Origin of the sequence: Rhizobium sp. BK212 (genome assembly GCF_014197475.1) — a bacterium.
GTDB lineage: Bacteria > Pseudomonadota > Alphaproteobacteria > Rhizobiales > Rhizobiaceae > Rhizobium > Rhizobium anhuiense.
The window spans coordinates 604,465-631,083 of record NZ_JACIFS010000002.1 but is presented as its reverse complement, the minus strand read 5'-3'; the positions used below and the strand labels follow the sequence as shown (position 1 = coordinate 631,083).

Sequence of the window (26,619 nt, the reverse complement as noted above, 5' to 3'; positions counted from 1 at the left end):
CGGCAGCGTTAGTCGAATTCGAGCACGCTGCTTTCGAAGCGGATGACGGCATCGCCGTTTTGATTGACGCCCTTGCAGAGGATGGTGTTGAGGTGCCAGCCCGGCCGCGACGCGAGCGGCCGGCTGGCGAGGAAGGCGACGGAATAGGCGACGACGTCGCCTGCGAAGACCGGCCGCAGCCATTGCAACTTCTGGAAGCCAGGCGAGGGGCCGAGGTTCGGCGACGTCAGGCCCTCCTGCGCGAGTGCAGCGCTCTGCCTTTCCCAAAAGGCGAGGAAGGTCCGCATCCAGGCGGCCGTGGTGTGCCAGCCCGAAGCGCAGAGGCCGCCGAAGAGCGTGTCCTTGGCGGCTTCCTTGTCGATGTGGAAACGCTGCGGATCGTAGCGCGTCGCGAAACGGATGATGTTTTCCTCGGTAAAGGCGTAGCTGCCGATCTCGACCTTCTCGCCGACGGCGTAAAGTTCCGACATTCTCATGCTGACAGCTCCGATGTGGGGCGCATGCGAATCATCACCGAATTCTCCGAGACGCAGACGAGTTCGCCGCGCTGGTTTCCGACCTCGTGACGAAACTTGACGATGCCCATGCCGGGGCGCGAACGCATCGGCCGGGCTTCGAGGACGGTCGAATGGCCAGACAGCGTGTCGCCGGCAAGCACCGGCTTGCGCCATTCCATCAGATCGACGCCCGGTGCACCCTCGCAGAGCGAATGCAGCACATAGCTGTCGGCCATCATGCGCATGAACATCGAAGAGGTGTGCCAGCCGGACGCGGCGAGCCCGCCGAGAATGCTGGCGCGGCCGGCCGCCTCATCGAGATGCATCGGCTGCGGGTCGAATTCGCTTGCGAACTCAATGATTTCCTCGGCGATCACCAGCTTCGGGCCGAGCGCGAAGCGGCGGCCGGGCTGGAAATCCTCGAAGGAAAGCTTTTCTGCCGACATTCGCTCCTCCCGCCATATGCAGCGCACAATGCTTACAATAGCATCCGCGCGGGCTCAATGATTCCGGGGAGATAAACCGGCATGACGGAACTGAGGTCGATACTCGATGAAGCGGTGCGCCAGGGACTGATTTCGCCGGAGGCCGGAGAGCGGCTTCTGCCGTTTCTGATCGCGCACGGTGTGGCCGTCGCCGAGGCGCAGCCGGCAATGGCGGCTGAAGGACGGGCCTGGTCGGATACGGAGACGCCGCGTTTCGTGCGCGGCTTCCACGACGTGCTGATCACCATCGGCGTCGTCGTGGCGCTCGGCGGCCTCTGGGGGCTTGCACCGCTTTACGCGGTGCCGCCCGCTATCCTCGTGCTTTCGGAAATCCTGGTGCGGCGTCAGCGGCTCGCCCTGCCGGCCGTCGGCTTGACGATCGCGCTGTTCTGCTGGACATTTTTGCTGATGTCCCGTGTCTTTACGCCATGGACCTCCGAGATCGGAGCGGACCTCACGCAGTTCGTTGCCGGCTTCCCGATCCTTCTCGGCATCTACTATGCCCGCTATCGCGTGCCCTTGACGCTGGCGCTCGCCATCATGTCGGTACTTGCCCTGGTGCTCACCCTGCTTTTACGTTTAGCGCAATGGCTAAGCGGCAATCCCGCATTTTTCGTCGACCATCTTGCCCTGCTGGCTGCGGTGTCCCTCGTCTGCGCGCTCGGCCTCTTCGCGACGGCGCTCTATTTCGATTTCGGCGACCGGCTGCGCCGGACGACGCGCTCGGATATTGCTTTCTGGCTGCATCTCGGTGCGGCGCCGGCGCTGCTCTACAGCACCGTTTCTCTGCTGTCTCTAGGAGAAGGCGGCCGTATCTTCGACCTGGCGAACATGTCGGCCCGGACCCCCGTGGTCGTCGCGACCGTGGCGGCGCTGATGCTGATCGGTCTGATCATCGATCGCCGCGCTTTCGTCACCTCGGGGCTGCTATCACTCGGTGTTGCGATCTTCAGCGTCTTCCGGCACGGAAGCGCGACTGTCGACACCTACATCTTCACGACGCTGATCGTCGTGGGCGCGATCGTTCTCATTATCGGAACAGGCTGGATGCCACTGCGACGGCTGGTGCTGCGGGCACTGCCCCCGGCAATCGCAAACAGGCTGCCGCCTGGTTAAGGCGGCAGCATTTCTTATTTAGGTGTTGAAGCGGAAATGGATGACGTCGCCGTCCTGGACGACGTATTCCTTGCCTTCGTCACGCGCCTTGCCTGCATCCTTGGCGCCGACTTCGCCGTTGTATTTGATGTAATCGTCATAGGCGATGGTGTTGGCGCGGATGAAGCCGCGTTCGAAATCCGAATGGATGACGCCGGCGGCCTGCGGCGCCTTGGTGCCGCGCTCGATCGTCCAGGCGCGCGTTTCCTTCGGGCCGACGGTGAAATAGGTGATGAGGTGGAGCAGCTTGTAGCCGGCGCGGATCAGCCGGTCGAGGCCGGCTTCGTCGAGGTCGAGGGCGGAGAGGAATTCCTTGGCTTCATCCTCGGGAAGCTGGGCGACCTCGGCCTCGATCGCCGCCGAGATGACGACGGTTTCGGCACCCTGTTCCCGAGCCATAACGGCGACAGCCTCGGTGAATTCATTGCCTGTCGAAGCCTCGGCCTCAGCGACGTTGCAGACATAGAGCACCGGATGCGAGGTCAGAAGGTTGAGGCCCTTGAGGATGGCGATTTCCTCGGCATCGAGCGTCGACAGCAGTGTGCGTACCGGCTTGCCCTCGTTGAGCAGTTTCAGCGAGGCTTCCATGATCGGCAGCATCGCCATCGAATCCTTGTCCTTGCTGGTGGCGCGCTTGCGCGTCTGCTCGGTGCGGCGCTCCAGGCTTTCGAGATCGGCAAGCATCAGCTCCGTCTCGATCGTCTCGGCATCGGCGACGGGATTGATGCGGCCTTCGACATGGGTGATGTCGCTGTCTTCGAAGCAGCGCAGCACGTGGACGATGGCATCGACCTCGCGGATATTGGCGAGGAACTGGTTGCCGAGACCTTCACCCTTCGAGGCGCCACGCACAAGGCCGGCAATGTCGACGAAGGAGATGCGGGTCGGGATCAGTTCCTTCGACCTGGCGATGTCGGCAAGCTTGCGCATGCGCGGATCGGGCACGGCGACTTCGCCGGTGTTCGGCTCGATGGTGCAGAAGGGATAGTTTGCCGCTTGCGCGGCCGCCGTCTTGGTGAGCGCGTTGAAGAGGGTCGATTTGCCGACGTTCGGCAGACCGACGATGCCGCATTTGAAGCCCATGGCTAAAACCTGCTGTTCTTGAATTCCTTGCTGGTGCCTATGGGATAAAGGAGCAATATGGTCAAGTCTTAGAGAGCTTTTACCGCTGCTCACTTGCCGACAGATCGGTGCTGGCCTATTTTTGAATGCGACTGAGATTTTCGACGCATTGCGGATTTCACCAGAATGCCAGATCACTCCCACGCAGATGCAATTGCCTCTCTCTGCGCCGAAGCCGGGGACTAGGTCCTGCCTGTTTGAGGCCAGGAGCTGTGGCGGCTGACCGTCGAAAACTCGTCATCGACACTGATTAGCTGGTTTGAACATTCCTGACCCCATGTCATCAACGGGTGGATTTTTCCGATGAGTGACAATGACATTGCCCTGAAACCGAAGACCAAGGTGAAGCCGAAGCTGGATAAGCCGAAGCTCTACAAGGTCATTCTCGTCAATGACGATTATACGCCACGCGAATTCGTCATCGTGATCTTGAAGGCCGTGTTCCGCATGAGCGAGGAGACGGGCTACCGGGTGATGATAACAGCGCACAAGCTCGGTTCCTGCGTGGTCGTGGTCTGCGCCAGGGATATCGCCGAGACCAAGGCCAAGGAGGGCATCGACCTTGCCAAGGGCATGGGCTTTCCACTGATGTTCACAACGGAGCCGGAAGAATAGATGCTGCGGATTCAGGTTCTGCGGATCTGATAGCCGGTCTTGTCCTGCACGAAGCCGCAATTCTCGTAGAAGCGCAGGGTCGCCGGGTTTTTCGAGCCGGTGAGCAGCATCACCTTGTAGCAGCCAGCTTTCCAGGCCTCCGTCACGGCATGGCCGATGACGGCGCCGGCATAACCGCGCCGGCGGTGATCGGCGTGGGTGACGACGTTTTCAATCAGGGCATAGGAGGCGCCGTTCCGCGTCAGGTTCGGCACGACGATCAGCGTGACGGTGGCCGCAGCGAGATCGCCGGCAAAGCCGATGAAGAGGGTCATGCCGGGTTGGGCGAGGATGGCGGAGAAGCGCTCTTCGGCCAAGGCCTTGTCGAGAACCGGATCGGTCGAATTCAAATGCTGGTAGAGGGTGATCAGCCCGGGAAGATCGCCGACGGCGGCCGGGCGGATGGCGAAATCCTGGTCCTGGTCGTGATCCGGCACCGGCCTCATTCCCCCTTGTTGCCGAACATCTTCTTCAACATGTCGGCCATCGGGCCGCTGGCCGGCAACTTCGGCTGATTGTGGTTGCGGGCCTGATGGATATGCGACTGGCCGGCCGGCTTCTTTTCGGTATTCTTGTTTTCCTTCCGCGGCTTCTCTTCCTCGGCCTTGCCGCCGAGCGCCAGCGCGATCTTGTTCATCAGCTGCGAATCCTCGTTTCGCACCAGCATGTCGGCATTGTCGGCGAGGGTGTCGAGAAGCGGCTCCAGCCAGACCTTGTCGGCCTTGGCGAAATCGCCGAGCACGTGGTTCTGCACCATTTCCTTGACGCCCGGATGGCCGATGCCGAGGCGCAGCCGCCGGTACTCCCGGCCGCAATGGGCGTCCAGCGACCTGATGCCGTTATGGCCGCCATGGCCGCCGCCGGTCTTAAGCCGCGCCTTGCCCGGGGGAAGATCGAGTTCGTCGTAGATCGCGACCAGGTCGGCGGGCTGGAGCTTGTAGAAGCGCATCGCCTCGCCGACGGATTCGCCGGAGAGATTCATGAAGGTCTGCGGCTTGATCAGCAGCACCTTCTCGCCGCCGATCTCGCCCTCGGCGATCTCCGCCCTGAATTTCTTCGACCAGGGCGAGAAGCTGTGGCGCCGATGAATGGCGTCGACGGCCATGAAGCCGATATTGTGGCGGTTGCCGGCGTATTTGCCGCCAGGATTGCCGAGACCCGCGATGATCAGCATGGTCTGTTTTTCCTCGCTAGAATTTCCCGCCGTTCACCACCTGTAAATGACCGCAAAGTCAAGCGGAAAGGGCAGTATCCGTCGCAGTCACTGCGACAGATTCATGCCGTATTTCAGGAAGATCTGCTTCTGGTCGCCATCGGCGATCAGCTTGTCGAGGGCAGCTTGCATCTTGACGAGCAGATCGTCCGGAAAGCTCTTCTCGCAGGCGATGCTCATCGGCTGGGCGGAGAGCACGGTCACCATCTCCACCGGCTGGTCGGCCTTCAGCTTTTCGAAATAGAGTTCGGAGATCGGCATCATGTCGATGCGTCCGCCGAGCAGCTTGCGCAGCGTCGCGTTGAAGTCGCTGGCGACATCGAGCTTGGTGAAGCCCTTCTCCTTCAGGATCGTCTCGGTGTAATCCTCACGCTGAGTGCCGACCGTATATTTCTTCGCCTCTTCCAGATTGTTGGCGATGACGCCCGAGCCCTTGCGGGTGATCAGGATGTTGCGGTCGATGAGCAGCGGCTCGACCCATTTGAACAGCGGGTCGCGTGCGCCGTTGTGGGCGGTTGCGAAGACACAGGTCATCGGCGCCGTGCGGGCAAGGCCGAAAGCGCGCGCCCAGGGCATGATCTCGATCGTGTAGTCGACGCCGATCGCGGCCATCACCTTTTCGACCTGCTCGACGGTGGCGCCCTTGATCTCCTTGCCTTCGCGATAATTGAAGGGGGCATAGTCCTCAGTCGTGAAGGTCACGGTTTGCGCATGGGCGGCGCAGGGCAGCGCCAGGCATGCGAGAAGCAGGAGCTTTTTCATCATATCATCTCCTTCGTTCTTCATTCACGAGGCGCGCGCCACGGCCGATTGTGAGCCTACCAGTTGCTCGATGAGCGCGGTTGCATGCTGCGGACGATGGAAGAGGTAGCCCTGGCCGTAGTCAAGCCCCATCTGATGGAGCGTGCGGCATTCCTCTTCGGTCTCGATGCCCTCGGCAATGACGGTGCAGTTCATTTTGTGCGAAAGCGTGGTGATGCCTTCGATCAGCATGCGGCTCTTCTGGCGTACGTCGTCGTCGCCGTCGTTGATCGCACGGGTGAAGGACTGGTCGATCTTGATGATGTCGACGGGGAAGCGGTTGAGGTAGCTCAGCGACGAATAGCCGGTCCCGAAGTCGTCGAGCGCGATGCGGCAGCCGAAGCGACGGAGTTCCGTGACGATCATGCGGATCTGCGGGTTGTCGTGCATCAGCACGGCTTCGGTGATTTCGACGACAATGCGCTCAGGACGGATGCCGTGGCGGCCGACAATGGCGGCAAGACGGGCCGGCAGCGCCGGCTCGAACTGCAGCGGCGAGAAGTTGATGGCGAGATAGGTATCCTGCATGCCCGATATGCGGGAAATCTTCGCGAGGTTGGCGATCGCCTTTTCCATGATGACGTTGCCGACCCGGACGATCTTTGCCGTCTCCTCGGCGACGCTGATGATCTCGGCCGGCGGCATCAAGCCCTTCTGCGGATGGTTGAGGCGCATCAGCGCCTCGAAACCGGCAATGCCGCGGCCGTTCAGGTTGACGATCGGTTGCAGGAAGGCCTCGAACCAGTTGTCGACGAGGCCGGCTTCGATATTGGCCTCGATCTCGGCGCGGCTGCGGGCCCGGTCGAGCATGGCGTTGTCGAAGAGCTGCGCGCCGTTCTTGCCGTCGCGTTTCTTGGCATACATCGCCATGTCGGATTTCTGCAGCAGTTCGGCCGCGGTCGCCGCATGGTGCGGATAGATGGCGATGCCGACGGAAGCGCTCAGATGCATGTCCGGGGTGAAGGGCGTTTCGAAGATCGAGGCGATCTGTTCGCACATCACCTTGGCGCGTTTTGCGGCGTCCTTGGCCGGCAGCAGGATGGCAAATTCGTCGCCGCCGAGACGGGCCGCTTCGTCGGAGGGGGCAAGATGGGTCTTCAGACGCTCGACGAGTTCGATCAGCGCCATGTCGCCGGCGGCATGGCCCATATTGTCGTTGATCCACTTGAAGCGGTCGAGATCGACGAAGAGACAGGCGAGTTCCTGGCCGGCGGCGTCGGCGGCGGCGATCTTGTTGTCGAGGACGGCTTCGAAGCCCTGGCGATTGAGAAGGCCGGTCAGGTGATCGGTGATTGCCTGGCGGTGGTTGCGGTCCTCGGAGGCCTTGAGTTCGGTCACATCGGTCATGACCGAGAGCGACAGGCGGTCATGAGCGCCGGCTCCCGCTTCCGATTCCATGATGAGGACGTCCATGGTGCGGCCGTCCAGGCAGACGAACTTGACGGTGACGGTCATGCCGCTTTCGGCCAGCCGGCGCTTGACGAATTTGTCGCGGGTGTTTGATGTGACGAGATCGCCGAAATTGCGGCCGATGACGGCGGCGCGGTTATAACCTGTCGCAAGCAGCCAGTAATCGCTGACGGCGGTGATGCGATCCTCCTCGTCGAGCGAGAAGAGCATGGCGGGCGTCAGATTGTAGATGTCGGTAGCGCGGCGGTGGGCAAGCTTCAGCTCCTTTTCCTCGCTTTCAAGCTTGGTCTGCATCTCGTTGAAGCTGCGGGCCAACCGTCCCATCTCGTCGTTCGACTGCCAGTCGACATGATGGCGGGAGCCTAGCTGGCGGGTGGCCTCGATTGCCGCCGTCAGCCGCATCAGCGGCTGGATGACGAAGAAACGGTTGCCGATCAGCGCCGTGCCGAAAACGGTCAGCACCGCGAAAATGAAGATCGAGATGAAGACGACTTCTTCCTGCTTCAGGCCGGAAAACAGGCCGAGTGCGGGATAATAGACGCTGATGCTGCCGAGATTCTTCGGACCGTCGACGGTGTTGTAGATGATGGCGCGCGACACCTGCACGAGCTGGCCGTCGAAGGAGCGCGGAATGGTGGACTGGCTGACGTCGAGCTGGCCTGACTGATCCCGCACCTCGACCTTGACGATGGCGCCCTGGGAAACGACCGTCGCGCTGATCTGGGTGACGCTGTCCTCATCGAGGTCCCACAGGGGTTTGGCCAGCGCCTGGGCATTGGCGACAAGAAGAACGGAGATATGGTCGCGTATTTCCTTATCGGCCCGTTCCGAGGAAAGAAAAAGGAAGAGAACAAAAAGCGGAGCGACAAAAACAAGCAGCGCACCGCAAACTATCGCAAAAAATCTGTTCTCAACGGAATTGTTCATGGTTCCGTTTACTCCCCCAGGCCGGCCATATTTCCTGTCGCGCGTCAAGGCGGGCTTCTTCGCAGCTGACGAAGCATGCTTTCACGAATTTGTTAAATGTTGCTGAAACGGGGCAGTTGCCGGGCAATGAAAAGCCCGCTTTCCAGGGGAAAGCGGGCCATATGCTTTACAAATTGGTCGAAGCGATCAGGCTTCGGCTTCGCCTTCGGCAGCAGTCTCGTCGATGCCGGCAGCCGGGGCAATGATGGTCGCGATCGTGAAGTCGCGGTCGATGACCGGGGTGACACCCTTCGGCAGGGTGACTTCCGAAATATGGATGCTGTCGCCGATCTTCTTGCCGCTGAGGTCGACATTGAAGAATTCCGGGATCGCATCGGCCGGGCAATGAACTTCGACTTCATGGCGAACGATGTTCAGAACGCCGCCGACCTTGATGCCCGGGGATTTCGCTTCGTTGACGAAGTGAACCGGGATTTCGACGCTCACCTGGGTGTTACCGGAGACGCGCAGGAAATCGACATGCATCGTGAAGTCGCGGACCGGATCGAGCTGATAGTCCTTCGGCAGAACCTTGTACTTCTTGCCGCCGACTTCGATCGTCGCCACGGTGGTCATGAAACCACCGGCATGAATGCGCTTCGTCACCTCATTGGTGTTGAGAGCGATGGCAATGGGGGCCTGCTTGTCACCATAGATGACAGCGGGAATCAAACCGTTGCGGCGAAGTTCACGGGCGGACCCCTTACCAACCCGTTCGCGCGCCTCGGCCTTGAGCTCGTAAGTTTCCTGGCTCATGGCTATTCCTTTCGAGGTTATTTGGAGAGTTCGGCGGGCGGGCAATGCCTTGCTCCGTCGAACCGGAGGCGGGTATAACCCAACCTCATCCGCGTTGCCTCCAAGGGTGTCTACGCGGACCGGTGGCCTATATTATAAGTCGATCGGAAACGCAAGTTGCGGTTTCAGGCTGTTTTCCGGCGAAATACGCGCTTCGGCAAGCCGAAACCGCACCCGACTTCGCAGCGATCGTATTCCCGGTCCAGCAAGCGGCAAAATTCAGCATTCCCGCTGCGGCCGAGGTTGACATCGGCGCGCTTCACCTCTTTGGATGCCGCATTCAAAAAGCGGCTGAGGAGAAATCGGACTATGCGTCTTAAACTTGTCACGGCAACGAGCTTGCTGGCACTTTGCCTTGTCACTACGGCCCAGGGTGTCGAGATCAATCAGGGCGGCGCCGACGCGCTCAAGGGTACCCTGACGAAGCTGCTTCCGGAGGATCTGGCAAAGAGCGGCCTGATCACCGTCAATCCGGCAGGCACGCGCTACGAGATCATCTACGATCTGGCGAAGCTGCTTGCCAAGGCCGATCCCGCGACATTCGCGATCAACGGGCTGGCGCCGTTCTCGACGTTCGCTACACCGCTCGATAGCGGGCTTTGGAATATCGAAGGCGACAACAAGTTCAACGTCTCCGGCCATTTCAAAGGCAAGGACGAGAAGCCGACGGATTTCTCCTATTCTATCGCATCGCTTGTTTACAGCGGCGTCTTCGATCCTGCGATTAGCTATCTGCGCTCCGCCACTTCTACGGCCAAGGACATCAAGCTCACCAGCAAGTCTGAGACTGAGGAAGTCAGCGCCAGCATCGCCAGCATGGATCAAAAGCTGAGTTCGACGGACAGCGCAGGCGGCAACGGGCGTATCGATCTTACGGGCAGCGGTTCGATGTCGGCTTTCGTCGAGCAGATTTCCGGCGCGCAAATGCCGCCCGTTGAAATCCGTGCCGACTCGGTCGATGTCGAGGCCAAGGTGAACGGCCTGCCGGCGAAGCAGATCCGCGAGATGGTCTTCTTCATTCTCGATCATGTCGAGGAGAAGGAGTTGAGCCCAGAAAACAGCGACAGGATCAAGGGAATCCTCAAGGAAGCCTTCCCGCTTCTGGCCTCGTTCAGCGAGACGATCGGGGTCAACAATTTGACCGTCAGCACCCAGGTGGGCAGCGGCGGCGTCAAGGCCTTCGGTTATAACGTCGCCATCGATGGGCCGACCAACGCGATGCGCTTCGGCTTCGGCATGAATGCGCAGGAGATCAGCTTCGACAGCCCGCTGATGCCGGCAAGCTATTCGCCTTTCCTGCCGACCAGCTTCGATCTGCAGCTCGCCATGCCGAATCTAGACTTCGCAAGTTTCGGCGACGCCTTGATGGCGATGGATTTCAATGAGAAGGCGCCGGAGACGAGCGGTGAGGAGATGGGCAAGAAGCTCTTCCGCGATGGTCGGCTCACCGTCGAGTTTCCGAAGATCAGCGCCAAGTCGGATGTCTATGACATCGACATGACGGGCAAGATCGAGGGGCGCGTCGATACCCAGAAGGACTATTCGATGGAGGCGACGATCCTCGCCCGCGATCTCGACAAGACGATCGCCGCAGTTCAGGAGCTTGCCAAGACCGATCCCGATCTCAACCAGGTCTCCTTCGGCATCATGATGGTGAAGGGCTTCGCCAAGACCGATGCGGATGGACGCTCGCGGTGGGACATCAGCGTCAGCCGCGATGGTGCGGTCGCCGTCAACGGCCAGCAGATCAAGGGGCCGGATGGTCCGGATCAGGATCAAGATCAAGGGCTGGAGCCAGATCAGGAGCAGGAACCGGATCAGGGTCAGGATGCGGTACCTGCGCCGCCGCAGCAGCCTTGAGCGTTATCAATTGGGATCAGACATGAAGAGGCCGGCCTTGTGCCGGCCTCTTTGTTTTAAGTCACACGCTTCACCGAGGCCAACGATCGGGACGACGATTTATTCTGGGCTTTCGCTGTCAACGAAGGCGGCTCCGCGACGATCAACGGCCAGCAGTTGACGCGGCTCGGAGGGCCTGCCCGGCAATAGCTTGGTCCATCTGATGCAGAAATTAAAAAGAGCCGGTCGATGCCGGCTCTTTTTTATTGAAGAGGCTGGTCAATCGAAGCGGCCGGTCAATCGAAGAGGCTGGAGACGGACTCTTCCTGGGCCGTTCGGCTGATGGCTTCGCCGATCAGCGGCGCCGTCGTCACGATGCGGATATTGTGGGCCGAGAGCACGGCGGTGGTCGGCTGGATCGAATCCGTGATGACGAGTTCGCGCAGCTTCGAGGAGGTCACGCGGGTGACTGCGCCGCCCGAGAGAACGCCGTGGGTGATGTAGGCGGTGACGCTGGATGCGCCCTTGGCCAGCATCGCGTCGGCCGCGTTGCAGAGCGTTCCGCCGGAATCGACGATGTCGTCGATCAGCAGGCAGTCCTTGCCGGCAATGTCGCCGATGATGTTCATGACTTCGGATTCACCCGGCCGATCGCGACGCTTGTCGACGATGGCCAGAAGACAGTCCAGCCGTTTGGCGAGCGCGCGGGCGCGAACCACGCCGCCGACGTCAGGCGAGACGACCACGACGTTGCTGAGATCATAGTGACTCTTGATGTCGCGGGTCAGCACCGGCAGCGCAAAGAGGTTGTCTGTGGGTATATCGAAGAAGCCCTGGATCTGACCTGCGTGGAGATCGAGCGTCATGACGCGGTCGGCGCCGGCTTCGGTGATCAGGTTTGCCACCAGCTTGGCGGAGATCGGCGTACGGCCGGAAGCGCGGCGGTCCTGACGCGCATAACCGAAATAGGGAAGCACGGCAGTGATGCGACGGGCTGACGAACGACGCATCGCATCGATCATGATCAGCAGTTCCATCAGGTGGTCGTTGGCCGGGAAGGCAGTCGGCTGCACGAGGAAAACGTCCTCACCGCGGACATTTTCCTGGATTTCCACAAAGATTTCCTGATCGGCAAACCTTCGGACGCTGGCTCTCCCCAAGGGAACATTGAGATAGGTGCAGATCGCTTCGGCGAGTTGCCGGTTCGAATTGCCTGCGAAAACCTTCATTTTGGTCCGCCTGTTATGCGCTGATAGCCGCGCTTTTTAGTCAGCTTCCCGATGAATGCAAGGGCAAAGGTGCCACAGGCTTTCATATTTGCAAAAAGTTTGTGACTAACCGCCCTGAGTCTGTCGCCAGGAGGAGAATTCCGCGATGGTTTTCGAGGCGATCTGCTGCATGACCGAGGCGGGAACGCCTGCCCAGGGATCGGCCGCGGCCGCCGGCACGCTTTCCTGCCCCTGGATGCGGTGCAGGCGACCGCCGGCGCTGTCGAGAATGTCCCAGACATAGACCACTGTGACCTTGCCGTCGTCGCTGAAGGCTGAGAGATAGCCCTTGAGGATGTAATCGCTGCTCGCATCGGTCGAGCTCTTGATGGAAAGGCCGTGCGCGCGCGCCTCGGCGCCGAGCTGACGTGAGAGCGGGGTCACGGCCTGCACCGGCGCGCCGATGATCGGCAGGAAGCGTACGGTATTGCCGCGGCCGGAGGAAGAACTGGGCGGCAGGGCCGCGGTCTGCTGTGGCTGTTGCGCCTCGGCCGGCTGAGCCGGCTGTGCGGGAAGCCCGCCATTGGCCGCCGCCGGTGGCAGCGATTGCCCCTCGATCGGAGTAGGGGCGGCCGGCGAGGAGCCGCTCCGCGACAGGGCGTCTGCCTGCTGCTGCATCGTCGTCGGCGGCGCGCCGCTGCCGGGCCGATAGGCCTGCTGCGACTGATTATAGGCTGGATGGTAGCCGCCCTGCTGCGCACTTGCCGCGAAACCCGGCTGGCGGGTACCCGCCAAACGCTCGGCTTCGCTCTGCGACACCGGGCTCGACGATGTCGCCCCGGAGGAATCGCCGATATCGACCTGCGGCGTCAGTGCATCGGTGGTATTGCAAGCGGTCAGCAGAGCTGTGACGAACAGGAGCGTGGGCACAATCGCAGCTCGCGTCATCCCTTGATCCGTCCTTCCCACAATTGCAATCAGCCCCACCCGAATTTATGCGGGCGGGGATGGTCGTCTGTCAATTCCGGATTCTCACCGGTCAGAGGCCGATGAAGTCGAGCGGATGGCGGGACAGCGGGCGCGGTGCATCCGCTGTCGTCAGATAGGTCTGGCCGAGCGTCATCGCCGTGCCCGTGTCGGAATCGGCGATGATCATATGCACGAAGAGCGACATGTTCGGCTCGATCGGCTGCGGATTGCCGACATGGAACATCTGGTGCTCCATCCAGGACGGCGAGAAGCGGGCGCCGAGCGAATAACCACAGGCATTCAGCCGGTGGCGAGCGAGGCCGCGCTCATCGATGATCCTGGCATGCATGTCGAAGACATCGCCGAAGGTATGGCCGGGCTTCAGCACGGTCTCAATCGCCTCGATGGTCTCGCGGCAGGCGTTGTAAAGCTCGCGATGGCGGTGTGTCGGCTCGCCGACGACGATCGTGCGCATCATGGCGGCGTGGTAATGCGCATAGGCGCCGGCCCATTCGAGCGTCAGCTGGTCGTTGGCGTCGAGCTTGCGGCGGCCGGCCTTGTAGCGGCAGAGCAGGGCGTCGGCGCCGGAACCGATGATGAACTCGTTGGCGGGATAGTCGCCGCCGCCGGAAAAGATCGCGCCCTGCATGGCGGCGAGGATATCGGCCTCGTCGGCGCCGGGCTTCGTCAACCGGATTGCGGCATCGAGCGCATCGTCGGCCAGAACGGCGGCGCGCTCGACATAGGCGACCTCGGTTGGGCTCTTGATCAGGCGCAGGCGGCTGACGAGGTAGGAGGCGTCGACGATCTGGCCGAAGGTGGTCAGTTGCGCGTCAAGCAGGCGGGCGACGCGGCCGGTCATGCCGTGCGTATCATATTCGACGCCGATGCGGGTGCCAAGCAGATCCATCTCGACCAGCAGGTTCTTCAGGTCGAGCGTCGGATCGGCATTGACCCGGTCGACCCAGATATGGATGTCCTCGAGGATCGAGGTGTGCCTGGCCTGGCGAAGATCGGCCGAGCGGGTGATCAGCGCCATGGTGCCGTCGCTCTTGACGACCAGCGTCTGGAAGAAGCAGTAGCCGAAGGTGTCGTAGCCGGTCAGCCAGTACATGCTTTCCTGGGCGAAGAGCAGCAGGGCGTCGAGCTTTTCTTCCTTCATCTTCTCGGTGAGGCGCGCAAGCCGGCTTGCGAATTCAGCCTTTTCGAAGTGCAGTGCCATTCTGCTCAAGTCTCCCTGATTGATATCGCGGAAATCTGGCGGCCGTAATCCGGCTCCTTGCGATGTGTCGTTCTGCGATAGGAAAAGAAGCGCTCGCTGTCCGGATAGGTGCACAGGCCGAGACTTTCGGCGCGCACGCCGGCTTTCGTCAGCCGATCGACGGTCAGCCCCGGCAGGTCGAACATGGCGTGACCTGATGTTGCGGAAGGCACGAAGAAGCGATCGTCATCCGGGTTCTCGGCGACGAAACGCTCGACGAACTCGGGACCGACTTCATAACTTGCCTGGCTGATCGAGGGGCCAAGGCAGGCGACGATGCTGCCGCGGTCCGCACCCAGCGCCTCCATAGCGGCAATGGTGTTTTCGAGCACGCCCGTCAGCACGCCCTTCCAGCCGGCATGGGCGGCGCCGATGACGCGGTTGTCGGGGTCGGCGAAAAGGATCGGCCCGCAATCGGCGGCGAGCACGCCAAGCGCAATGCCGGGGGCCGCCGTCACCATCGCATCGGCGTCGGGGCGGGCACCGTCGTAATTGGCGCGGATCGTCACGACATCGGGGGAATGAACCTGATGCACGGTTGCCAGCCGCTCGACCGGCAGGTCGAACCAGGCGGCGACACGGCGGCGGTTTTCCAGGACCTTGTCGCGTTCGTCGCTGGAGCTGAGGCCGACATTGAGGCCGCGATACAGCCCTTCGGAAACGCCGCCGGCCCGAGTGAAATAACCGTGGCGGATGGTGCTGCCCGCCGCTTCGTTCAGCAGCGTGCTTTCGATCGGTGCGGGAGAGGCCGCGTCCTGCATCTGTGATTCCGGGGTTTTTAAGGGGTTTGTTATTATCCCAAGCGCATCGCATATGCGGCGCGCTTCAAGTTCTTGTTGCGCTGGGATGTTGAACCAGCCGCGTGCGCCCTGTCAATCCACCGGGCGAAAGGGCATGAGATCGACGGCGGGATAGGAGACCGCCATTACCTTGAAGAGTTCGCCCATCCGGCCTTCACCGGCGCCGGCGAGCCTTTCGACCGCCGTCTGGATGATCTGCTGGGTTTGCGGCTCGCGGTCGCGGCCGAGGGCGGCCGCGCGCTCGAGGATGCCGAGGCCGGTCAGAAAATCACCCTGATGCAGGGCGCCGTTCAGATGGATGCCGGCCGCAAGCGCCGTTTCGGCGAGCTGCTGGAAGTCGACATGGCTCGTCAGATCGGCTTCACCGGGATGGGCGAGCGGCGGGTCGAATTCATGCATGCGCACGGCTTGCAGCGTATCGCCGAAGCCGGTGACGAGATGACCGTAGTCGATCGCGAGCGCCGTGCCGCCGAAGGCGCGCAGCCGCTCGCAGATCGCCATCATCACCGCCTGGCGGGCCGGCGAGATCTCGAAGAGCGTACCGACCGGCACGTTCTGCACCGGTTCGGGAAGAAGCGCGGGATCGAGGCCGGCGACGCCGGCGGCGAAGGTCAGTTCGCCATCGGCGTCGATGCCGACCATGCGTTCGCGGAAACCCGTCGGCATGCGGACGAACTGGCGGATCGGGATGGCGTCGAAGAGTTCGTTGGCGGCAATCAAGGTGAAGCCTGATGGTACTTCGTCGAAGCCATCGTGCCAGGAAATCTTCTCGCCGTGGGGTTCGAGCGTCTGGCTCTGGACGTCGCGCAGGCGCTCACTGGTTTCGACGAGATGCACGGTCATGGCGTCGAAAAGCGGTGGAGCGATGCGGGAGATGACGCGCAGCATGTCTGCCATCATCGTGCCGCGGCCAGGGCCGATCTCGACGAGGCGGACGTCGGCCGGCGTGCCGTGACGCTGCCACGCATGGACGATGAAGACGCCGATCATCTCGCCGAAAATCTGGCTGACCTCCGGCGCGGTGACGAAGTCGCCGGAACGGCCGAAGGGCTCGCGGGTGCGGTAATAGCCGTGTTCGGGATCGGCGAGGCACAGCGAGAAATAATCGGTGACGCTGATCGGGCCGTTCGCCTGGATGATCGCCTTGATCTTTTCGCCTAGAGCGGTGGTCATGTCGCGCGTCCTGCCGTTTCAGAGCTGCAGCGCAGCCTGGCGGCGGGCCCGCAGCATCGCCCAGAGGCCAAGCAGGATCATCGGGAAAGAGAGCACCATGCCCATGGTCAGCCAGTTCGTGCCGATGAGGTAACCGATCTGGGCGTCAGGCTCGCGGAAGAATTCGACGAAAATGCGCGACAGCGCATAACCGCAGACAAAGACACCCGTGATGAAACCGGGGCTTTTCAGTGCCCGCATGAAATAGACGAGGGCGGCCAGCACCAGCAGCAGAACGATGCCTTCGAGGCCGGCTTCGTAAAGCTGGCTCGGATGGCGGGCGAACGGGCCGCCGGTCGGGAAGACCACGGCCCAGGGCACGTCGGTCAATCGACCCCAGAGCTCGCCATTGATGAAATTGGCGATGCGGCCGAAAAACAGCCCGAAGGGAACGACAGCAGCGACGATGTCGAACAGGCTCCAGATAGGGATGGCGTTGCGGCGGGCAAAGAGGATCATGGCAATCGTCGTGCCGGTCAGGCCGCCATGGAAGGACATGCCGCCGTTCCAGATCTCGAGCGCACGGACGGGACTGCGCATGACGGCGGGGAGGTCATAGAAGAAGATATAGCCGAGACGACCGCCAAGCACGACTCCAAGCGCTGCCCAGACGATGAAATCGTCGAGCTGCGTCCTTGATATCGGCGAGACGTTGCCGGGCCAGAGACTGTCATTGGCGGCGATGCGGCGCGCATAGGCCCAGCCGAGCAGGATGCCGGCGACATAGGCAAGACCATACCAGTGAATCGCCACCGGACCGATCGAAAAGGCGATCGGATCGATATCCGGGAAAGGCATGATGGCAAGGAGATTGGCTGCTGTCGGCAAGGTTTTCCCACCTGTTTGGTTGCGCGGAACATGCCGCTGCGATCCCGGACGGTCAAGTCCATTGTTCGTGATGGCCCGTTTGCGGCCGCTTCCCGAGGCCTATCCCGTGCAAAGCGCTTGCATCGTCGATGGTGAAGCCCTACCTCAATCCTCGAGGCCCCGAAGGGCTGAATTCACCTCATGCGAAGGGAGAAAAACGCCATGACGACCGGAACGAACCGCATCATGGACGAATTCGCCAAGCTGATGACCGATGCGGCCGGTGCCGCCCAGGGCGTCCGCAAGGAGATCGAAACCGCGTTCAACGCCCAGGCCGAGCGTTGGCTGAACAGTATGGACGTCGTCAAGCGCGAGGAGTTCGAGGCTGTGCGCGAGATGGCGATCAAGGCACGCGACGAGAACGAGGCGCTCGCCGCCCGCATCGCGGCACTCGAGGCGAAGCTTGCCGGCGAAGGGCACTGAAGTCCCGATATGACGCAGGTGCGGCACGTCTTCCTGGCAGATGCCGCATCTGTCACAAAAAATTCAGGTGAGTTTTCCACCTGTGGACACTGCCAAAAAAGCCAATTCGCAGAGTCGCTTATTCTCCCTTCTGAATTGAATTTCGAAGAGCCTTTCCACAGTGGCCGGTCCTATTTTCCGTTCGGGGGGCTGGCAGGGGGCAAGGGGCGCTATACACTGATTTTAAATGATGATTCGAAGCGACTTGGTAAGCTCCGGGCAGGTTATCTGCGTTAAGTCTGGCAGCGGTTCAACGATCATCCGAGTGGTGGTTTCCGGTATTTGCGTGTGTCTTTCTTGTGTTCGTACACCAAGTTAAGTCGCATTCGTTCCGGTCAAGAAGGTGCTGCATGAACCTGATGGAATTGGAAGTCGAGCGTCAGTCGAACCCGGTCGATATGATCGAGTACGTTGCCTCCAACAACGACTGGTCGTTCGAACGGTCCGGCGAGGACGAGATCGCGATGACGGTCGAGGGTCGCTGGACGGACTATCACGTCTCCTTCTCCTGGATGGAGGAGTTCGAGGCGCTGCACCTTGGCTGCGCCTTCGATATCAAAGTTCCCGACATCAGGGTCAACGAGGTGGTCAAGCTGCTCTCGGCGATCAACGGGCAGGTGCTGATGGGTCATTTCGATCTCTGGCGCCAGGAAGATGTCGTCATTTTCCGCCAGTCGCTGCTGCTCGCCGGCGGTGCAGAGCCCACCAACCGTCAGGTGGAGGTGCTGCTTTCCAGCGCGCTCGATACCTGCGAAGCCTATTTCCAGGCATTCCAGTTCGTCGTCTGGTCCGGCATGGAAGCGACGAAGGCGATGGAAGCCGTGCTGTTCGAAACGGTCGGCGAGGCATAAGATGCCGACGAAGCGTTTCTCCTCGACAAATCCCGTCCTTTTGATCGGCGCCGGAAACATGGGCGGGGCGATGCTCTCCGGCTGGCTGAAAAGCGGCGTCCCGGGCTCGGCCGTCATTGTCGTCGATCCCGGTCCGTCGCCGGCGATGCTGGCGACGATCAACGAAGCTGGCGCCACCCATGTGACCGCGCTCCCGGCGGATTTGAAGGCAAGCGTGCTGTTCCTCGCGGTCAAGCCACAGGTGATGGAGACGGTGCTGCCGGCGGTGAAGAGTGCGATCGGGCCGGACACGGTCGTCGTCTCGGTCGCGGCCGGCAAGACGCTCGGTTTCCTCGAGAAGCATCTGGGTAAAGCCGCCATGGTGCGCGCCATGCCGAACACTCCTGCTATGGTTGGGCGCGGCGTCACCGGCGCCTTTGCCAATTCAGCGGTCAGCGATCAGCAGCGTGAGCGCGTCCATTCCCTCCTGCGCGTCTCGGGGCCTGTCGAATGGGTGCCCGCGGAAGCCGATATCGATGCCGTGACGGCGCTTTCGGGCAGTGGTCCGGCCTATGTCTTCTATCTCGTCGAATGTATGGCGGAGGCAGGCCGTAAACTCGGTCTGCAGGCGGACCTCGCCATGCGTCTTGCGCGGGAAACAGTCGCGGGGGCTGGTGAACTTTTGCACCAGTCCCCCGACGGCGCTTCGCGGCTGCGCGAGAATGTGACCTCTCCCGGTGGCACGACGGCGGCGGCGCTCGCCGTGCTGATGGCAGAGGACGGCATGCAGCCTCTGTTCGACGCGGCACTCGCGGCAGCGCGCAAGCGGGCCGAGGAACTGGCCGGCTGACGGAGACGACATGGCCGACGAGATCACCTATGCCGATTTCGAGCGTGTCGATATTCGTGTCGGCACGATCATCGAGGCCAGCCCTTTTCCGGAAGCGCGCAAGCCGGCGATTAAGCTGGTGATCGATTTCGGCCCTGAGATCGGCACGAAGAAATCCTCAGCGCAGATCACCGTGCATTATATGCCGGAAAGCCTGATCGGCCGTCAGGTGCTCGGCGTGGTCAATTTCCCGCCGCGCCAGATCGGGCCGTTCCGCTCGGAAGTGCTAACACTGGGATTCGAGGACGAGAACGGCGCGGTCGTGCTTGCGGCCGTCGAGCAGCCAGTGCCGAACGGCCGGAAGATGATGTGAGCGGGCGGAGCGCAGCTTCGCCGCCCATTCTCCCCCCAGGTCAGATTTCCCGCAAAAACGGATTGCTTCGCCGCTCATCGCCGATGCGGCTGCCGGGACCGTGGCCGCAGATGAAGCCGACGTCGTCGCCGAGCGGCAGCACTTTGTCGCGGATCGAATCAAGAAGCTGCTGATGATCGCCGCCCGGCAGGTCGGTGCGGCCGATCGAGCCGTTGAAGAGCACGTCGCCGAGATGGGCGAAATTCTGCGCGCGGTTGAAATAGATGACGTGGCCGGGGGCATGGCCGGGCGTGTGATAGACCTCGAATTCGTGGGCGCCGAAGGAGATCTTGTCGCCATCCTTCAGCCAGCGGTCGGGCACGACGTTACGCAATCCTGATATGCCGTATTTCGCAGCCTGGCTCTCGACCCGCTGCAGCAGCGGCAGATCGTCCTGATGCGGGCCGACCACATCGACCCCGAGGGCCGCCTTCAGTTCGCTGGCGCCGCCCGCATGGTCGAGATGGCCATGCGTCAGCCAGATTTCCTTGATGGTCAACCCGTTTTCCGCGATCGCCTGCAGGATGAGCGGCACGTCGCCGCCCGGATCGATGACGACGCCTTCCTTGGTATCTGGATCGAAGAAGATCGTGCAGTTCTGCTGGAAGGGTGTCACCGGAATAATGCCGGCCTGGAGCATGCCCATAGGTGCCTCGCTTGGTGTCTCGGATATCCAGGGTATAGTCCGAAACCACGGCGAGGACAGCCGGAATCTTCTCCCATTTACGGTCGGCCTCACGGCAAAAAGACAGACTGCAACAAGAGTTTATACCTGCTTTTGTCATCGTCATCACGCGGCTTTTATTCAATTTTTCAAGGCACTTGCAGGAATTCTCATAGAGGCGATGTTCCGCCGGGCTGAGCGCATGGGAACATCGTGGAACCCCACACGTTGTCAGCCCATCGAAACCAAGGAGACGCTCACATGACCTTAAAGAGAAACATTCTGCTGGCGGGCGCGGTGCTGATAGCGAGCGCCGGTCTTGCGCAGGCGGAGATGATGGCGACGACGGTCGATGATCTCAACGTCCGCGCTGGCCCCGGCCCGCAATATCCCTCGGTCGGTCTTGCCACCCGCGGCTCCACCGCAGTCCTCGACGGCTGCATCGAAGGCAGCCGATGGTGCCGTGTCGACGTCAACGGCATGCGCGGCTGGGTCTATGCCGATTATCTGCAGGTCGATCATGGCGGCAGCCGCGTTATCGTCGAGGAGCATCGTGCCGAGATCGGCGTTCCCGCCGTCACCTACGAGTCGACTGCAAGCGTCGTTCCGGCCGAGCCGCAGCCGGCGCCGGGCGACGAACTGCTCGGCCCCGTCGGGTCGGTCGAGACCATCACTCCGCCGGAAACGGTTCGCACCTATATCGACACCAATCCGGGTGAGACGGTGCGACTTGGCGGCGATGTCGTCGTCGGCGCGGAAGTGCCTGCCGATGTCACCTTCCAGACGATCCCCGACTATGAGTACCGCTATACGAGGATCAACGACCGGCCGGTGCTGGTCGATCCAGGTACACGCCGGATCGTCTACGTCTATCAATGACGTGAATCGGCAAGAACTGAGGCGAGGCGGAACGTCGGGCCGCCTCGTTCCAGGGCAGTTCTCCCTGCCTTAATCCCGCATCGGTTGATTTTCTTAACGCTGTCTTCCAAAATATGATAATATCCTAATATGCCGAAGGTTCGGCATGGATCGGCGATCGGGGAGATCGCCAGAGGAGGAAATCATGGAAGCGCTACTTCCGCTCATCACACAATTGATAGCCGGTGCAATCGGCGGCAATGCCGCGAGCGCCGCTTTGAAGCAGCACGCGATCAATGTCGTCGCTCGTACGATCGCAGGCGCGCTCGGCGGCGTCGGCGGCGGCATGCTGCTCAGCATGGTCGGCGGGGAAGCGGCTATGACCGGCCTGCTCGCCGACGGAATCGGCGGCCTGATCGGCGGCGGCATTCTCTCGACGCTCGCCGGACTGGTCATGGCACGGGCGCACAGGTAAAGAAGGCCCCGCAGACGTTTACCGACAGCGCCGCGCCTGTTTTGGGACGCGGAAAGGCTGCTGGAGCACGTTGAATGGCTGCGTAATTTTATCCTTAAATCGGTTCCGATTTGAGGAACTATGCAGTGGCCGGACCGATCGCGTGAGGCTCTTATCCGGCGGCGACTGCGGCCGGATAGACCTCCTTCATACAGTCGTTCGTCAGCGCTTCGAAGATCATCGACGGCAAGCGATACGGACCGATTTCCGAAACCGAGGTTACTTCCGGTTGATGAGATTGGCCTGCGCCGAAACATCATCTTGCTGTCTCGCGCCAGGCAATCGGACCGATATAGGCATGCTTAAACCCCTGGCACTTCGGGAGCTCGACCGTCGATGCGGGCGCCATGCCTGTTGATTGTTGTCCCCATTACGTTTTATCCACAGACGGAAGGGGAAATCGCGTATTGCGTCGGAGTGCCGGACGGACTTGGTTTCCAGAAATGCCAGGGACATGAGAGACCGTGCGGCGCTGCCGCAGAGTTCGGAGAAGCTGGCCGCGACGCAAATTTATGTCAATAAGGCTGCCATATCTTCGCGAAAGTCTCCCGTTATGCGCGGAAACTGAAAGGAAATGCCGAGTGTCACGACAGACCGGCCCGAAAGCAGGCAAACCAGAGCCGCTGGCCACGCCGATGGAAGATACCGATATTATCGATTTCGAGATCATCGAGTTGTTCTTCTTCGCCTATCGCGACTTTGTTTCCGATCCCGACGCCATCCTTGAAAAGAGCGGTTTCGGCCGGGCGCATCACCGCGTCGTGCATTTCGTCAACCGCAATCCCGGTATGACGGTCGCCGATCTTCTCGATACGCTGAAGATCACCAAGCAGAGCCTCGCAAGGGTGCTGAAACAGCTGATCGATTCAGGCTATATTCGCCAGGTTGCAGGCCCCGAAGACCGGCGACAGCGCAAGCTCTATCCGACGAAATCGGGACGAGAGCTGGCGCTTGCCCTTGCCGAGCCGCAATCGCGCCGCATTGAGCGGGCATTCGAAGGGGCTTCTGCGGAGGTGCGGGAGGGCGTAAAAGCTTTCCTCAGAGGGATGCGGGACAGACAGAGGGCGGATTGAATGGCGGTCAAGACAGGTATTTCCGACGATGCGGCGCATTTGCTGGTGGTCGATGACGACTCCCGCATCCGGGCGCTGCTCAATCGTTATCTCGCCGAGAACGGCTTCCGCGTCACCGTCGCCGCCGATGGCGCCGAGGCGCAGCGCAAACTCACCGGCCTCGATTTCGACCTGATCATCATGGATGTGATGATGCCCGGCGAATCCGGCATCGACGTCACCCGAGGGCTTCGCGCCATCAAGAACGTGCCGATCATCATGCTGACGGCGCTGGCTGAATCGGGCAATCGCATCGAGGGCCTCGAGGCCGGCGCCGACGATTATCTTTCCAAGCCCTTCGACCCGCGCGAACTGGTGCTGCGCATCAACAACATCCTGCGCCGCAATGCCGGCGGCGAGGGACCAAAGATCGAACAGGTGATGTTCGGCCCCTATACCTTCTCGCTGACCCGCAAGGAGCTGAAGAAGGCCAGCGAGGTGATCCGGCTCACCGACCGCGAACAGGAGATCATGCTGCTCTTTGCACGGCGTGCCGGCGACACGATCCCGCGCCACGAACTGATCGGCAACGACACCGAAGTCGGCGAGCGGACGATCGATGTGCAGATCAACCGGCTGCGGCGCAAGATCGAGGACGATCCCGCCAATCCGGTCTGGCTGCAGACCGTGCGCGGCATCGGATACAGGCTGAGCATCGACTAAACTCAAGGTTCGGGACCGGCGCTGATGGTGACGATCGACAGCTTGCGGCGGGAAGACCGCACCCCTGCGCAGGGTTGGCGCTGGATCGTCCGCTGGCTGCGCCGGCGGCTGCCGACCGGACTTTACGCTCGCTCGCTGCTGATCATCATCATTCCGATGGTGCTCCTGCAATCCGTCGTCGCCGCCGTCTTCATGGAGCGCCACTGGCAGATGGTGACCGAGCGGTTGTCGCTTGCCGTCACCCGCGACATTGCCGCGATCATCGAAATCATCGAGACCTATCCGCAGAATTCGGACTATAGCGAGATCATCCGCATCGCCCGCGACCAGCTCAGCCTGCAAATTTCGATCGAGCCGGATGGTGACCTGCCGCCGCCGCGCGTCAAGCCGTTCTTCTCGATCCTCGACGGCATCCTCAGCGACGAGATCACCGACGAGATCCACCGGCCTTTCTGGATCGACACGGTCGGCAATTCAAACCTGGTCGAGATTCGCATCAAGCTGGAAAACAAGATCCTCCGGGTGCTGACCAAGCGCAGTCAGACCTATGCCTCGAACACCCATATCTTCATCGTCTGGATGGTCGGTACCTCGCTGGTGCTGATCGGTATCTCGATCCTTTTCCTGCGTGGACAGATCCGGCCGATCCTGATGCTGGCGCGAGCGGCCGAAAGCTTCGGCAAGGGGCAGAAACCCGATAATTTCTATCCGCGCGGGGCCGACGAGGTCAGGCGCGCCGGCCTTGCCTTCATCCTGATGCGCGAGCGGATCGAGCGGCAGATCGAGCAGCGCACCGCGATGCTCTCCGGCGTCAGCCATGATCTGCGAACCATCCTCACTCGCTTCAAGCTGCAATTGGCGCTCGCCGGCGACAATCCCGACTTGCACGGGCTGAACGACGACGTCAACGATATGCAGACTATGCTGGAGGCCTACATGGCCTTCGCCCGCGGCGAGGTCGAAGAGGATGTCGGCGAGCTGAAACTCAGCGAGATCTTCGCGAAGCTGGAATCCGATTTCGCCCTGCACGGCAAAAAATTCAGCTATTCGATCGAAGGCGATGACGACATATCGGTCAGGCCGAACGCCTTCATGCGTCTCGTCACCAACCTTGCCTCGAACGCGCGCCGTTATGCCGACCGCCTCGACATCGAGGCCAAGCACAATGCCAAATGGCTGACCGTCATCTTCGACGATGACGGGCCGGGCATTCCCGAAAAGAATCGCGAGGACGTGTTCAAGCCGTTCTTCCGGCTGGATACGGCGCGCAACCTCGACGCATCGGGCACCGGCCTCGGTCTTGCGATTGCCCGCGACATCGCCCGCAGCCATGGCGGCAACGTCACGCTGAGCGACAGCCCGCTTGGTGGACTAAGGGCAACGATCCGCATCCCAGCCTGACGGGACTGCGTCAAATGAGTTGGATCAGCTGTACTGCAGCGATATGTTGAGCGACATGAGCAGCCGTCTTTTCACGGCCTCGAACGACGCCGATGCCCGATCGCGCTTCCTCGGCAGATCGATGCTGATCTCCTCGAGAATGCGCCCCGGCCACGGCCGCATCACGATGATCCGGTCGGCAAGGACGAGCGCCTCGTCGATATCATGCGTCACCAGCACGAGCGTTGGGCGCGTTTCGGCCCATATGTCGAGCAGGTGATCCTGCAGATCGGCGCGCGTGAAAGCATCGAGGGCCGAGAAAGGCTCATCCAGCAGCAGAACTTCCGGTCGGGTAATCAGCGCGCGAGCGATTGCCACTCTCTGGGCCTGGCCGCCAGACAGTTCCTTCGGCCAGCGTCCGCCCAATTTCCCGAGGCCGACCTTTTCCAATGCGGCCTCCACCCGTTGCCGGCGGTCATCACCTTCGAGCTCGGCGAGGCCGAAGCCGACATTGTTTGCAACACTCAGCCAGGGGAAGAGGCGTGGCTCCTGAAAGATGAGATTGATCAGCGGATGCGGCTTGGTGACCTGTTCGCCATCCAGCTCGACCGTTCCCTGCGTGGGAATGTCGAGACCGCTGATCAATCGCAGCAACGTGCTCTTGCCGCAACCGGATCCGCCGATGACGGCGACGATTTCTCCCGGAGCCAGCCCGAGCGAGAAGCCCTCCAGTGCGCGCACCCCATTCGCATAGGTTTTTTCCAAATTTCGCAGCGTCAGCATCGGCTCATCCCTCCCGCCTGTAACTGTCCTGCCAGGTCAGGAAGGGTGCCGTCGCCGCCAGCAACAGGCTGTCCGTCAACTTGCCGACGACCGCGAAGGTGATGATGGCAGCCATGATCTGGTCCGGCTTGCCCATTTGCTGGCCATCAACGAGGAGATAGCCGAGGCCCTCCGAAGCGCCCATGAATTCCGCTGCGACGACGAACATCCAACCGAGGCCGAGGCCGGATCGCAAGGCAGTCACATAGGCCGGAAAGACCGCAGGTAGCATGACCCGCCGCACCAGTGCGAAACCGGAAAGCCGGAAGATGCGGCCGACCTCGACAATCTTGCGATCAACCGACAGGATCGCACCGGAGATGCCGAGATAGACCGGAAAAAACACCCCGACGGCGATCAGCGCCACTTTGGATGTCTCGAAGATCCCGAACCAGAGAATGAAGAGCGGCACCCAGGCGATCGACGGGATGGAGCGGAGCGCTTGAAGCGACGGATCGATCAGTCGGCGGGCGAGACCGAAATATCCCGTTATGGCGCCGGCGATCGTGGCCGTGGCGGCGCCGATCGCAAATCCGAAGAACACCCGGACGGTGGTGATGCCGATATGATCGAGCAGTTCGCCGGACCTGAAGAGCGCCCATAGCGTCGCCGCGACCCTGGATGGCGGCGGCATGAGACGGCCTGAGAACCAGCCGGCCGCGACCGCAATCTCCCAGAAGAGCAGCCCGAGCGCAGGCAGCAGAACGGCGACCGCCACCCTGCTGCTCACACCATAAAAGATCGACGCCGCGACCGGACGCGGCGTCCTTGTTTCCGTCTTGATACCGGTTTCGGCCAAGTCCGTCATAGCGATGATCG

29 protein-coding genes are annotated in these 26,619 nt (G+C 61.5%); 12 read left to right on the top strand and 17 right to left on the bottom strand.

Annotation, left to right across the window (positions count from 1 at the left end; genetic code table 11):
- Window positions 1-8 precede the first annotated feature (8 nt).
- Both FHT79_RS08130 and FHT79_RS08125 read right to left on the bottom strand, forming a co-directional pair.
- Complete coding sequence (locus FHT79_RS08130) at window positions 9-476, bottom strand: MaoC family dehydratase (protein WP_183903214.1); 468 nt, start codon at window positions 474-476, stop codon at window positions 9-11.
- A complete protein-coding gene (locus FHT79_RS08125; RefSeq protein WP_047611259.1) occupies window positions 473-943 on the bottom strand; it encodes a MaoC family dehydratase in 471 nt (156 codons plus the stop codon). The genes FHT79_RS08130 and FHT79_RS08125 overlap by 4 nt, the downstream gene beginning before the upstream one ends.
- A gap of 81 nt (window positions 944-1,024) precedes the next feature.
- On the opposite strand from FHT79_RS08125, the gene FHT79_RS08120 reads away from it, so the two are divergent.
- Complete coding sequence (locus FHT79_RS08120) at window positions 1,025-2,098, top strand: hypothetical protein (RefSeq protein WP_183903213.1); 1,074 nt, start codon at window positions 1,025-1,027, stop codon at window positions 2,096-2,098.
- Window positions 2,099-2,116: 18 nt separating this feature from the next.
- On the opposite strand, the gene ychF is transcribed toward FHT79_RS08120, so the two are convergent.
- Window positions 2,117-3,220, bottom strand: a complete 1,104-nt coding sequence (gene ychF, locus FHT79_RS08115) for a redox-regulated ATPase YchF (protein ID WP_183903212.1) — start codon at window positions 3,218-3,220, stop codon at window positions 2,117-2,119.
- A 342-nt stretch (window positions 3,221-3,562) separates the two neighbouring features.
- On the opposite strand from ychF, the gene clpS reads away from it, so the two are divergent.
- Window positions 3,563-3,874, top strand: coding sequence for an ATP-dependent Clp protease adapter ClpS (clpS, locus tag FHT79_RS08110; RefSeq protein WP_047614289.1), 312 nt, complete (start codon window positions 3,563-3,565; stop codon window positions 3,872-3,874).
- An 11-nt stretch (window positions 3,875-3,885) separates the two neighbouring features.
- Here the strand turns inward: clpS and FHT79_RS08105 are convergent, their stop codons facing one another.
- From FHT79_RS08105 to FHT79_RS08085, 5 genes are all read right to left on the bottom strand, one after another.
- Window positions 3,886-4,359 (bottom strand): GNAT family N-acetyltransferase, encoded by a 474-nt coding sequence (locus tag FHT79_RS08105; protein WP_047614287.1) that lies wholly within the window; start codon window positions 4,357-4,359, stop codon window positions 3,886-3,888.
- Window positions 4,356-5,087, bottom strand: a complete 732-nt coding sequence (gene pth / locus FHT79_RS08100; protein ID WP_047614284.1) for an aminoacyl-tRNA hydrolase — start codon at window positions 5,085-5,087, stop codon at window positions 4,356-4,358. The genes FHT79_RS08105 and pth overlap by 4 nt, the downstream gene beginning before the upstream one ends.
- Window positions 5,088-5,174: 87 nt before the next feature.
- Window positions 5,175-5,888, bottom strand: a complete 714-nt coding sequence (locus FHT79_RS08095) for a transporter substrate-binding domain-containing protein (protein WP_047611786.1) — start codon at window positions 5,886-5,888, stop codon at window positions 5,175-5,177.
- Window positions 5,889-5,912: 24 nt separating this feature from the next.
- Entirely contained in the window at window positions 5,913-8,264 is a 2,352-nt protein-coding gene (locus FHT79_RS08090; RefSeq protein WP_047614282.1) for an EAL domain-containing protein, read from the bottom strand.
- A gap of 186 nt (window positions 8,265-8,450) precedes the next feature.
- Complete coding sequence (locus tag FHT79_RS08085) at window positions 8,451-9,059, bottom strand: 50S ribosomal protein L25/general stress protein Ctc (RefSeq protein WP_047611239.1); 609 nt, start codon at window positions 9,057-9,059, stop codon at window positions 8,451-8,453.
- Between the two features lie 348 nt (window positions 9,060-9,407).
- Between FHT79_RS08085 and FHT79_RS08080 the strand changes: the two genes are divergently transcribed.
- Window positions 9,408-10,958 (top strand): hypothetical protein, encoded by a 1,551-nt coding sequence (locus FHT79_RS08080; RefSeq protein WP_047614279.1) that lies wholly within the window; start codon window positions 9,408-9,410, stop codon window positions 10,956-10,958.
- A 275-nt stretch (window positions 10,959-11,233) separates the two neighbouring features.
- On the opposite strand, the gene FHT79_RS08075 is transcribed toward FHT79_RS08080, so the two are convergent.
- From FHT79_RS08075 to lgt, 6 genes are all read right to left on the bottom strand, one after another.
- The gene (locus FHT79_RS08075; RefSeq protein WP_047611235.1) at window positions 11,234-12,166 is read right to left on the bottom strand and encodes a ribose-phosphate pyrophosphokinase; all 933 of its coding nucleotides are present in this window, start codon (window positions 12,164-12,166) and stop codon (window positions 11,234-11,236) included.
- Between the two features lie 105 nt (window positions 12,167-12,271).
- A complete protein-coding gene (locus FHT79_RS08070; RefSeq protein WP_183903211.1) occupies window positions 12,272-13,093 on the bottom strand; it encodes a hypothetical protein in 822 nt (273 codons plus the stop codon).
- A 91-nt stretch (window positions 13,094-13,184) separates the two neighbouring features.
- Entirely contained in the window at window positions 13,185-14,336 is a 1,152-nt protein-coding gene (locus FHT79_RS08065) for a Xaa-Pro peptidase family protein (RefSeq protein ID WP_047611230.1), read from the bottom strand.
- Between the two features lie 5 nt (window positions 14,337-14,341).
- Window positions 14,342-15,136, bottom strand: a complete 795-nt coding sequence (gene pgeF / locus FHT79_RS08060) for a peptidoglycan editing factor PgeF (RefSeq protein ID WP_047611227.1) — start codon at window positions 15,134-15,136, stop codon at window positions 14,342-14,344.
- A gap of 111 nt (window positions 15,137-15,247) precedes the next feature.
- The gene (locus FHT79_RS08055; protein ID WP_047611224.1) at window positions 15,248-16,348 is read right to left on the bottom strand and encodes a class I SAM-dependent methyltransferase; all 1,101 of its coding nucleotides are present in this window, start codon (window positions 16,346-16,348) and stop codon (window positions 15,248-15,250) included.
- Window positions 16,349-16,366: 18 nt separating this feature from the next.
- Window positions 16,367-17,215, bottom strand: coding sequence for a prolipoprotein diacylglyceryl transferase (gene lgt / locus FHT79_RS08050; RefSeq protein ID WP_047611222.1), 849 nt, complete (start codon window positions 17,213-17,215; stop codon window positions 16,367-16,369).
- 201 nt (window positions 17,216-17,416) lie between these two features.
- Here lgt and FHT79_RS08045 point away from each other — a divergent pair, with 201 nt between their 5' ends.
- The 4 genes from FHT79_RS08045 to FHT79_RS08030 all read left to right on the top strand — a co-directional run bounded on the left by FHT79_RS08045 (window position 17,417) and on the right by FHT79_RS08030 (window position 19,748).
- On the top strand, window positions 17,417-17,677 hold the full coding sequence (locus FHT79_RS08045) for an accessory factor UbiK family protein (protein WP_009997186.1): 261 nt from the start codon (window positions 17,417-17,419) through the stop codon (window positions 17,675-17,677).
- A 389-nt stretch (window positions 17,678-18,066) separates the two neighbouring features.
- Complete coding sequence (locus FHT79_RS08040; protein WP_003541709.1) at window positions 18,067-18,567, top strand: YbjN domain-containing protein; 501 nt, start codon at window positions 18,067-18,069, stop codon at window positions 18,565-18,567.
- Between the two features lies 1 nt (window position 18,568).
- On the top strand, window positions 18,569-19,396 hold the full coding sequence (gene proC, locus FHT79_RS08035; RefSeq protein ID WP_132572700.1) for a pyrroline-5-carboxylate reductase: 828 nt from the start codon (window positions 18,569-18,571) through the stop codon (window positions 19,394-19,396).
- 10 nt (window positions 19,397-19,406) lie between these two features.
- Entirely contained in the window at window positions 19,407-19,748 is a 342-nt protein-coding gene (locus FHT79_RS08030) for a tRNA-binding protein (RefSeq protein ID WP_183903210.1), read from the top strand.
- A gap of 40 nt (window positions 19,749-19,788) precedes the next feature.
- On the opposite strand, the gene FHT79_RS08025 is transcribed toward FHT79_RS08030, so the two are convergent.
- Window positions 19,789-20,433, bottom strand: a complete 645-nt coding sequence (locus FHT79_RS08025) for an MBL fold metallo-hydrolase (RefSeq protein WP_183903209.1) — start codon at window positions 20,431-20,433, stop codon at window positions 19,789-19,791.
- Between the two features lie 279 nt (window positions 20,434-20,712).
- Between FHT79_RS08025 and FHT79_RS08020 the strand changes: the two genes are divergently transcribed.
- From FHT79_RS08020 to FHT79_RS08000, 5 genes are all read left to right on the top strand, one after another.
- Window positions 20,713-21,330 carry a DUF1236 domain-containing protein gene (locus FHT79_RS08020; RefSeq protein ID WP_047611204.1) on the top strand — a complete coding sequence of 206 codons (618 nt, stop codon included), beginning with the start codon at window positions 20,713-20,715 and terminating at the stop codon, window positions 21,328-21,330.
- A gap of 184 nt (window positions 21,331-21,514) precedes the next feature.
- Entirely contained in the window at window positions 21,515-21,784 is a 270-nt protein-coding gene (locus FHT79_RS08015) for a hypothetical protein (protein WP_183903208.1), read from the top strand.
- A 620-nt stretch (window positions 21,785-22,404) separates the two neighbouring features.
- Window positions 22,405-22,896 carry a MarR family transcriptional regulator gene (locus FHT79_RS08010; RefSeq protein WP_183903207.1) on the top strand — a complete coding sequence of 164 codons (492 nt, stop codon included), beginning with the start codon at window positions 22,405-22,407 and terminating at the stop codon, window positions 22,894-22,896.
- Window positions 22,897-23,598 (top strand): response regulator transcription factor, encoded by a 702-nt coding sequence (locus tag FHT79_RS08005; protein ID WP_018073989.1) that lies wholly within the window; start codon window positions 22,897-22,899, stop codon window positions 23,596-23,598.
- Between the two features lie 24 nt (window positions 23,599-23,622).
- Complete coding sequence (locus tag FHT79_RS08000) at window positions 23,623-24,999, top strand: ATP-binding protein (protein WP_063474541.1); 1,377 nt, start codon at window positions 23,623-23,625, stop codon at window positions 24,997-24,999.
- A gap of 24 nt (window positions 25,000-25,023) precedes the next feature.
- On the opposite strand, the gene FHT79_RS07995 is transcribed toward FHT79_RS08000, so the two are convergent.
- Both FHT79_RS07995 and FHT79_RS07990 read right to left on the bottom strand, forming a co-directional pair.
- Window positions 25,024-25,761: an ABC transporter ATP-binding protein gene (locus tag FHT79_RS07995; protein WP_183903206.1), complete on the bottom strand. Its 738-nt coding sequence runs from the start codon at window positions 25,759-25,761 to the stop codon at window positions 25,024-25,026.
- Between the two features lie 4 nt (window positions 25,762-25,765).
- Entirely contained in the window at window positions 25,766-26,608 is an 843-nt protein-coding gene (locus FHT79_RS07990) for an ABC transporter permease (protein ID WP_183903205.1), read from the bottom strand.
- Window positions 26,609-26,619: the final 11 nt, after the last annotated feature.

What these genes read in the sequence shown, in the direction of transcription:
- FHT79_RS08130 (WP_183903214.1), bottom strand. Translation starts at nt 476, where the DNA reads ATGAGAATGTCGGAACTTTACGCCGTCGGCGAGAAGGTCGAGATCGGC.
- FHT79_RS08125 (WP_047611259.1), bottom strand. Translation starts at nt 943, where the DNA reads ATGTCGGCAGAAAAGCTTTCCTTCGAGGATTTCCAGCCCGGCCGCCGC.
- FHT79_RS08120 (WP_183903213.1), top strand. Translation starts at nt 1,025, where the DNA reads ATGACGGAACTGAGGTCGATACTCGATGAAGCGGTGCGCCAGGGACTG.
- ychF (WP_183903212.1), bottom strand. Translation starts at nt 3,220, where the DNA reads ATGGGCTTCAAATGCGGCATCGTCGGTCTGCCGAACGTCGGCAAATCG.
- clpS (WP_047614289.1), top strand. Translation starts at nt 3,563, where the DNA reads ATGAGTGACAATGACATTGCCCTGAAACCGAAGACCAAGGTGAAGCCG.
- FHT79_RS08105 (WP_047614287.1), bottom strand. Translation starts at nt 4,359, where the DNA reads ATGAGGCCGGTGCCGGATCACGACCAGGACCAGGATTTCGCCATCCGC.
- pth (WP_047614284.1), bottom strand. Translation starts at nt 5,087, where the DNA reads ATGCTGATCATCGCGGGTCTCGGCAATCCTGGCGGCAAATACGCCGGC.
- FHT79_RS08095 (WP_047611786.1), bottom strand. Translation starts at nt 5,888, where the DNA reads ATGAAAAAGCTCCTGCTTCTCGCATGCCTGGCGCTGCCCTGCGCCGCC.
- FHT79_RS08090 (WP_047614282.1), bottom strand. Translation starts at nt 8,264, where the DNA reads ATGAACAATTCCGTTGAGAACAGATTTTTTGCGATAGTTTGCGGTGCG.
- FHT79_RS08085 (WP_047611239.1), bottom strand. Translation starts at nt 9,059, where the DNA reads ATGAGCCAGGAAACTTACGAGCTCAAGGCCGAGGCGCGCGAACGGGTT.
- FHT79_RS08080 (WP_047614279.1), top strand. Translation starts at nt 9,408, where the DNA reads ATGCGTCTTAAACTTGTCACGGCAACGAGCTTGCTGGCACTTTGCCTT.
- FHT79_RS08075 (WP_047611235.1), bottom strand. Translation starts at nt 12,166, where the DNA reads ATGAAGGTTTTCGCAGGCAATTCGAACCGGCAACTCGCCGAAGCGATC.
- FHT79_RS08070 (WP_183903211.1), bottom strand. Translation starts at nt 13,093, where the DNA reads ATGACGCGAGCTGCGATTGTGCCCACGCTCCTGTTCGTCACAGCTCTG.
- FHT79_RS08065 (WP_047611230.1), bottom strand. Translation starts at nt 14,336, where the DNA reads ATGGCACTGCACTTCGAAAAGGCTGAATTCGCAAGCCGGCTTGCGCGC.
- pgeF (WP_047611227.1), bottom strand. Translation starts at nt 15,136, where the DNA reads ATGCAGGACGCGGCCTCTCCCGCACCGATCGAAAGCACGCTGCTGAAC.
- FHT79_RS08055 (WP_047611224.1), bottom strand. Translation starts at nt 16,348, where the DNA reads ATGACCACCGCTCTAGGCGAAAAGATCAAGGCGATCATCCAGGCGAAC.
- FHT79_RS08045 (WP_009997186.1), top strand. Translation starts at nt 17,417, where the DNA reads ATGACGACCGGAACGAACCGCATCATGGACGAATTCGCCAAGCTGATG.
- FHT79_RS08040 (WP_003541709.1), top strand. Translation starts at nt 18,067, where the DNA reads ATGAACCTGATGGAATTGGAAGTCGAGCGTCAGTCGAACCCGGTCGAT.
- proC (WP_132572700.1), top strand. Translation starts at nt 18,569, where the DNA reads ATGCCGACGAAGCGTTTCTCCTCGACAAATCCCGTCCTTTTGATCGGC.
- FHT79_RS08030 (WP_183903210.1), top strand. Translation starts at nt 19,407, where the DNA reads ATGGCCGACGAGATCACCTATGCCGATTTCGAGCGTGTCGATATTCGT.
- FHT79_RS08025 (WP_183903209.1), bottom strand. Translation starts at nt 20,433, where the DNA reads ATGGGCATGCTCCAGGCCGGCATTATTCCGGTGACACCCTTCCAGCAG.
- FHT79_RS08020 (WP_047611204.1), top strand. Translation starts at nt 20,713, where the DNA reads ATGACCTTAAAGAGAAACATTCTGCTGGCGGGCGCGGTGCTGATAGCG.
- FHT79_RS08015 (WP_183903208.1), top strand. Translation starts at nt 21,515, where the DNA reads ATGGAAGCGCTACTTCCGCTCATCACACAATTGATAGCCGGTGCAATC.
- FHT79_RS08005 (WP_018073989.1), top strand. Translation starts at nt 22,897, where the DNA reads ATGGCGGTCAAGACAGGTATTTCCGACGATGCGGCGCATTTGCTGGTG.
- FHT79_RS08000 (WP_063474541.1), top strand. Translation starts at nt 23,623, where the DNA reads ATGGTGACGATCGACAGCTTGCGGCGGGAAGACCGCACCCCTGCGCAG.
- FHT79_RS07995 (WP_183903206.1), bottom strand. Translation starts at nt 25,761, where the DNA reads ATGCTGACGCTGCGAAATTTGGAAAAAACCTATGCGAATGGGGTGCGC.
- FHT79_RS07990 (WP_183903205.1), bottom strand. Translation starts at nt 26,608, where the DNA reads ATGACGGACTTGGCCGAAACCGGTATCAAGACGGAAACAAGGACGCCG.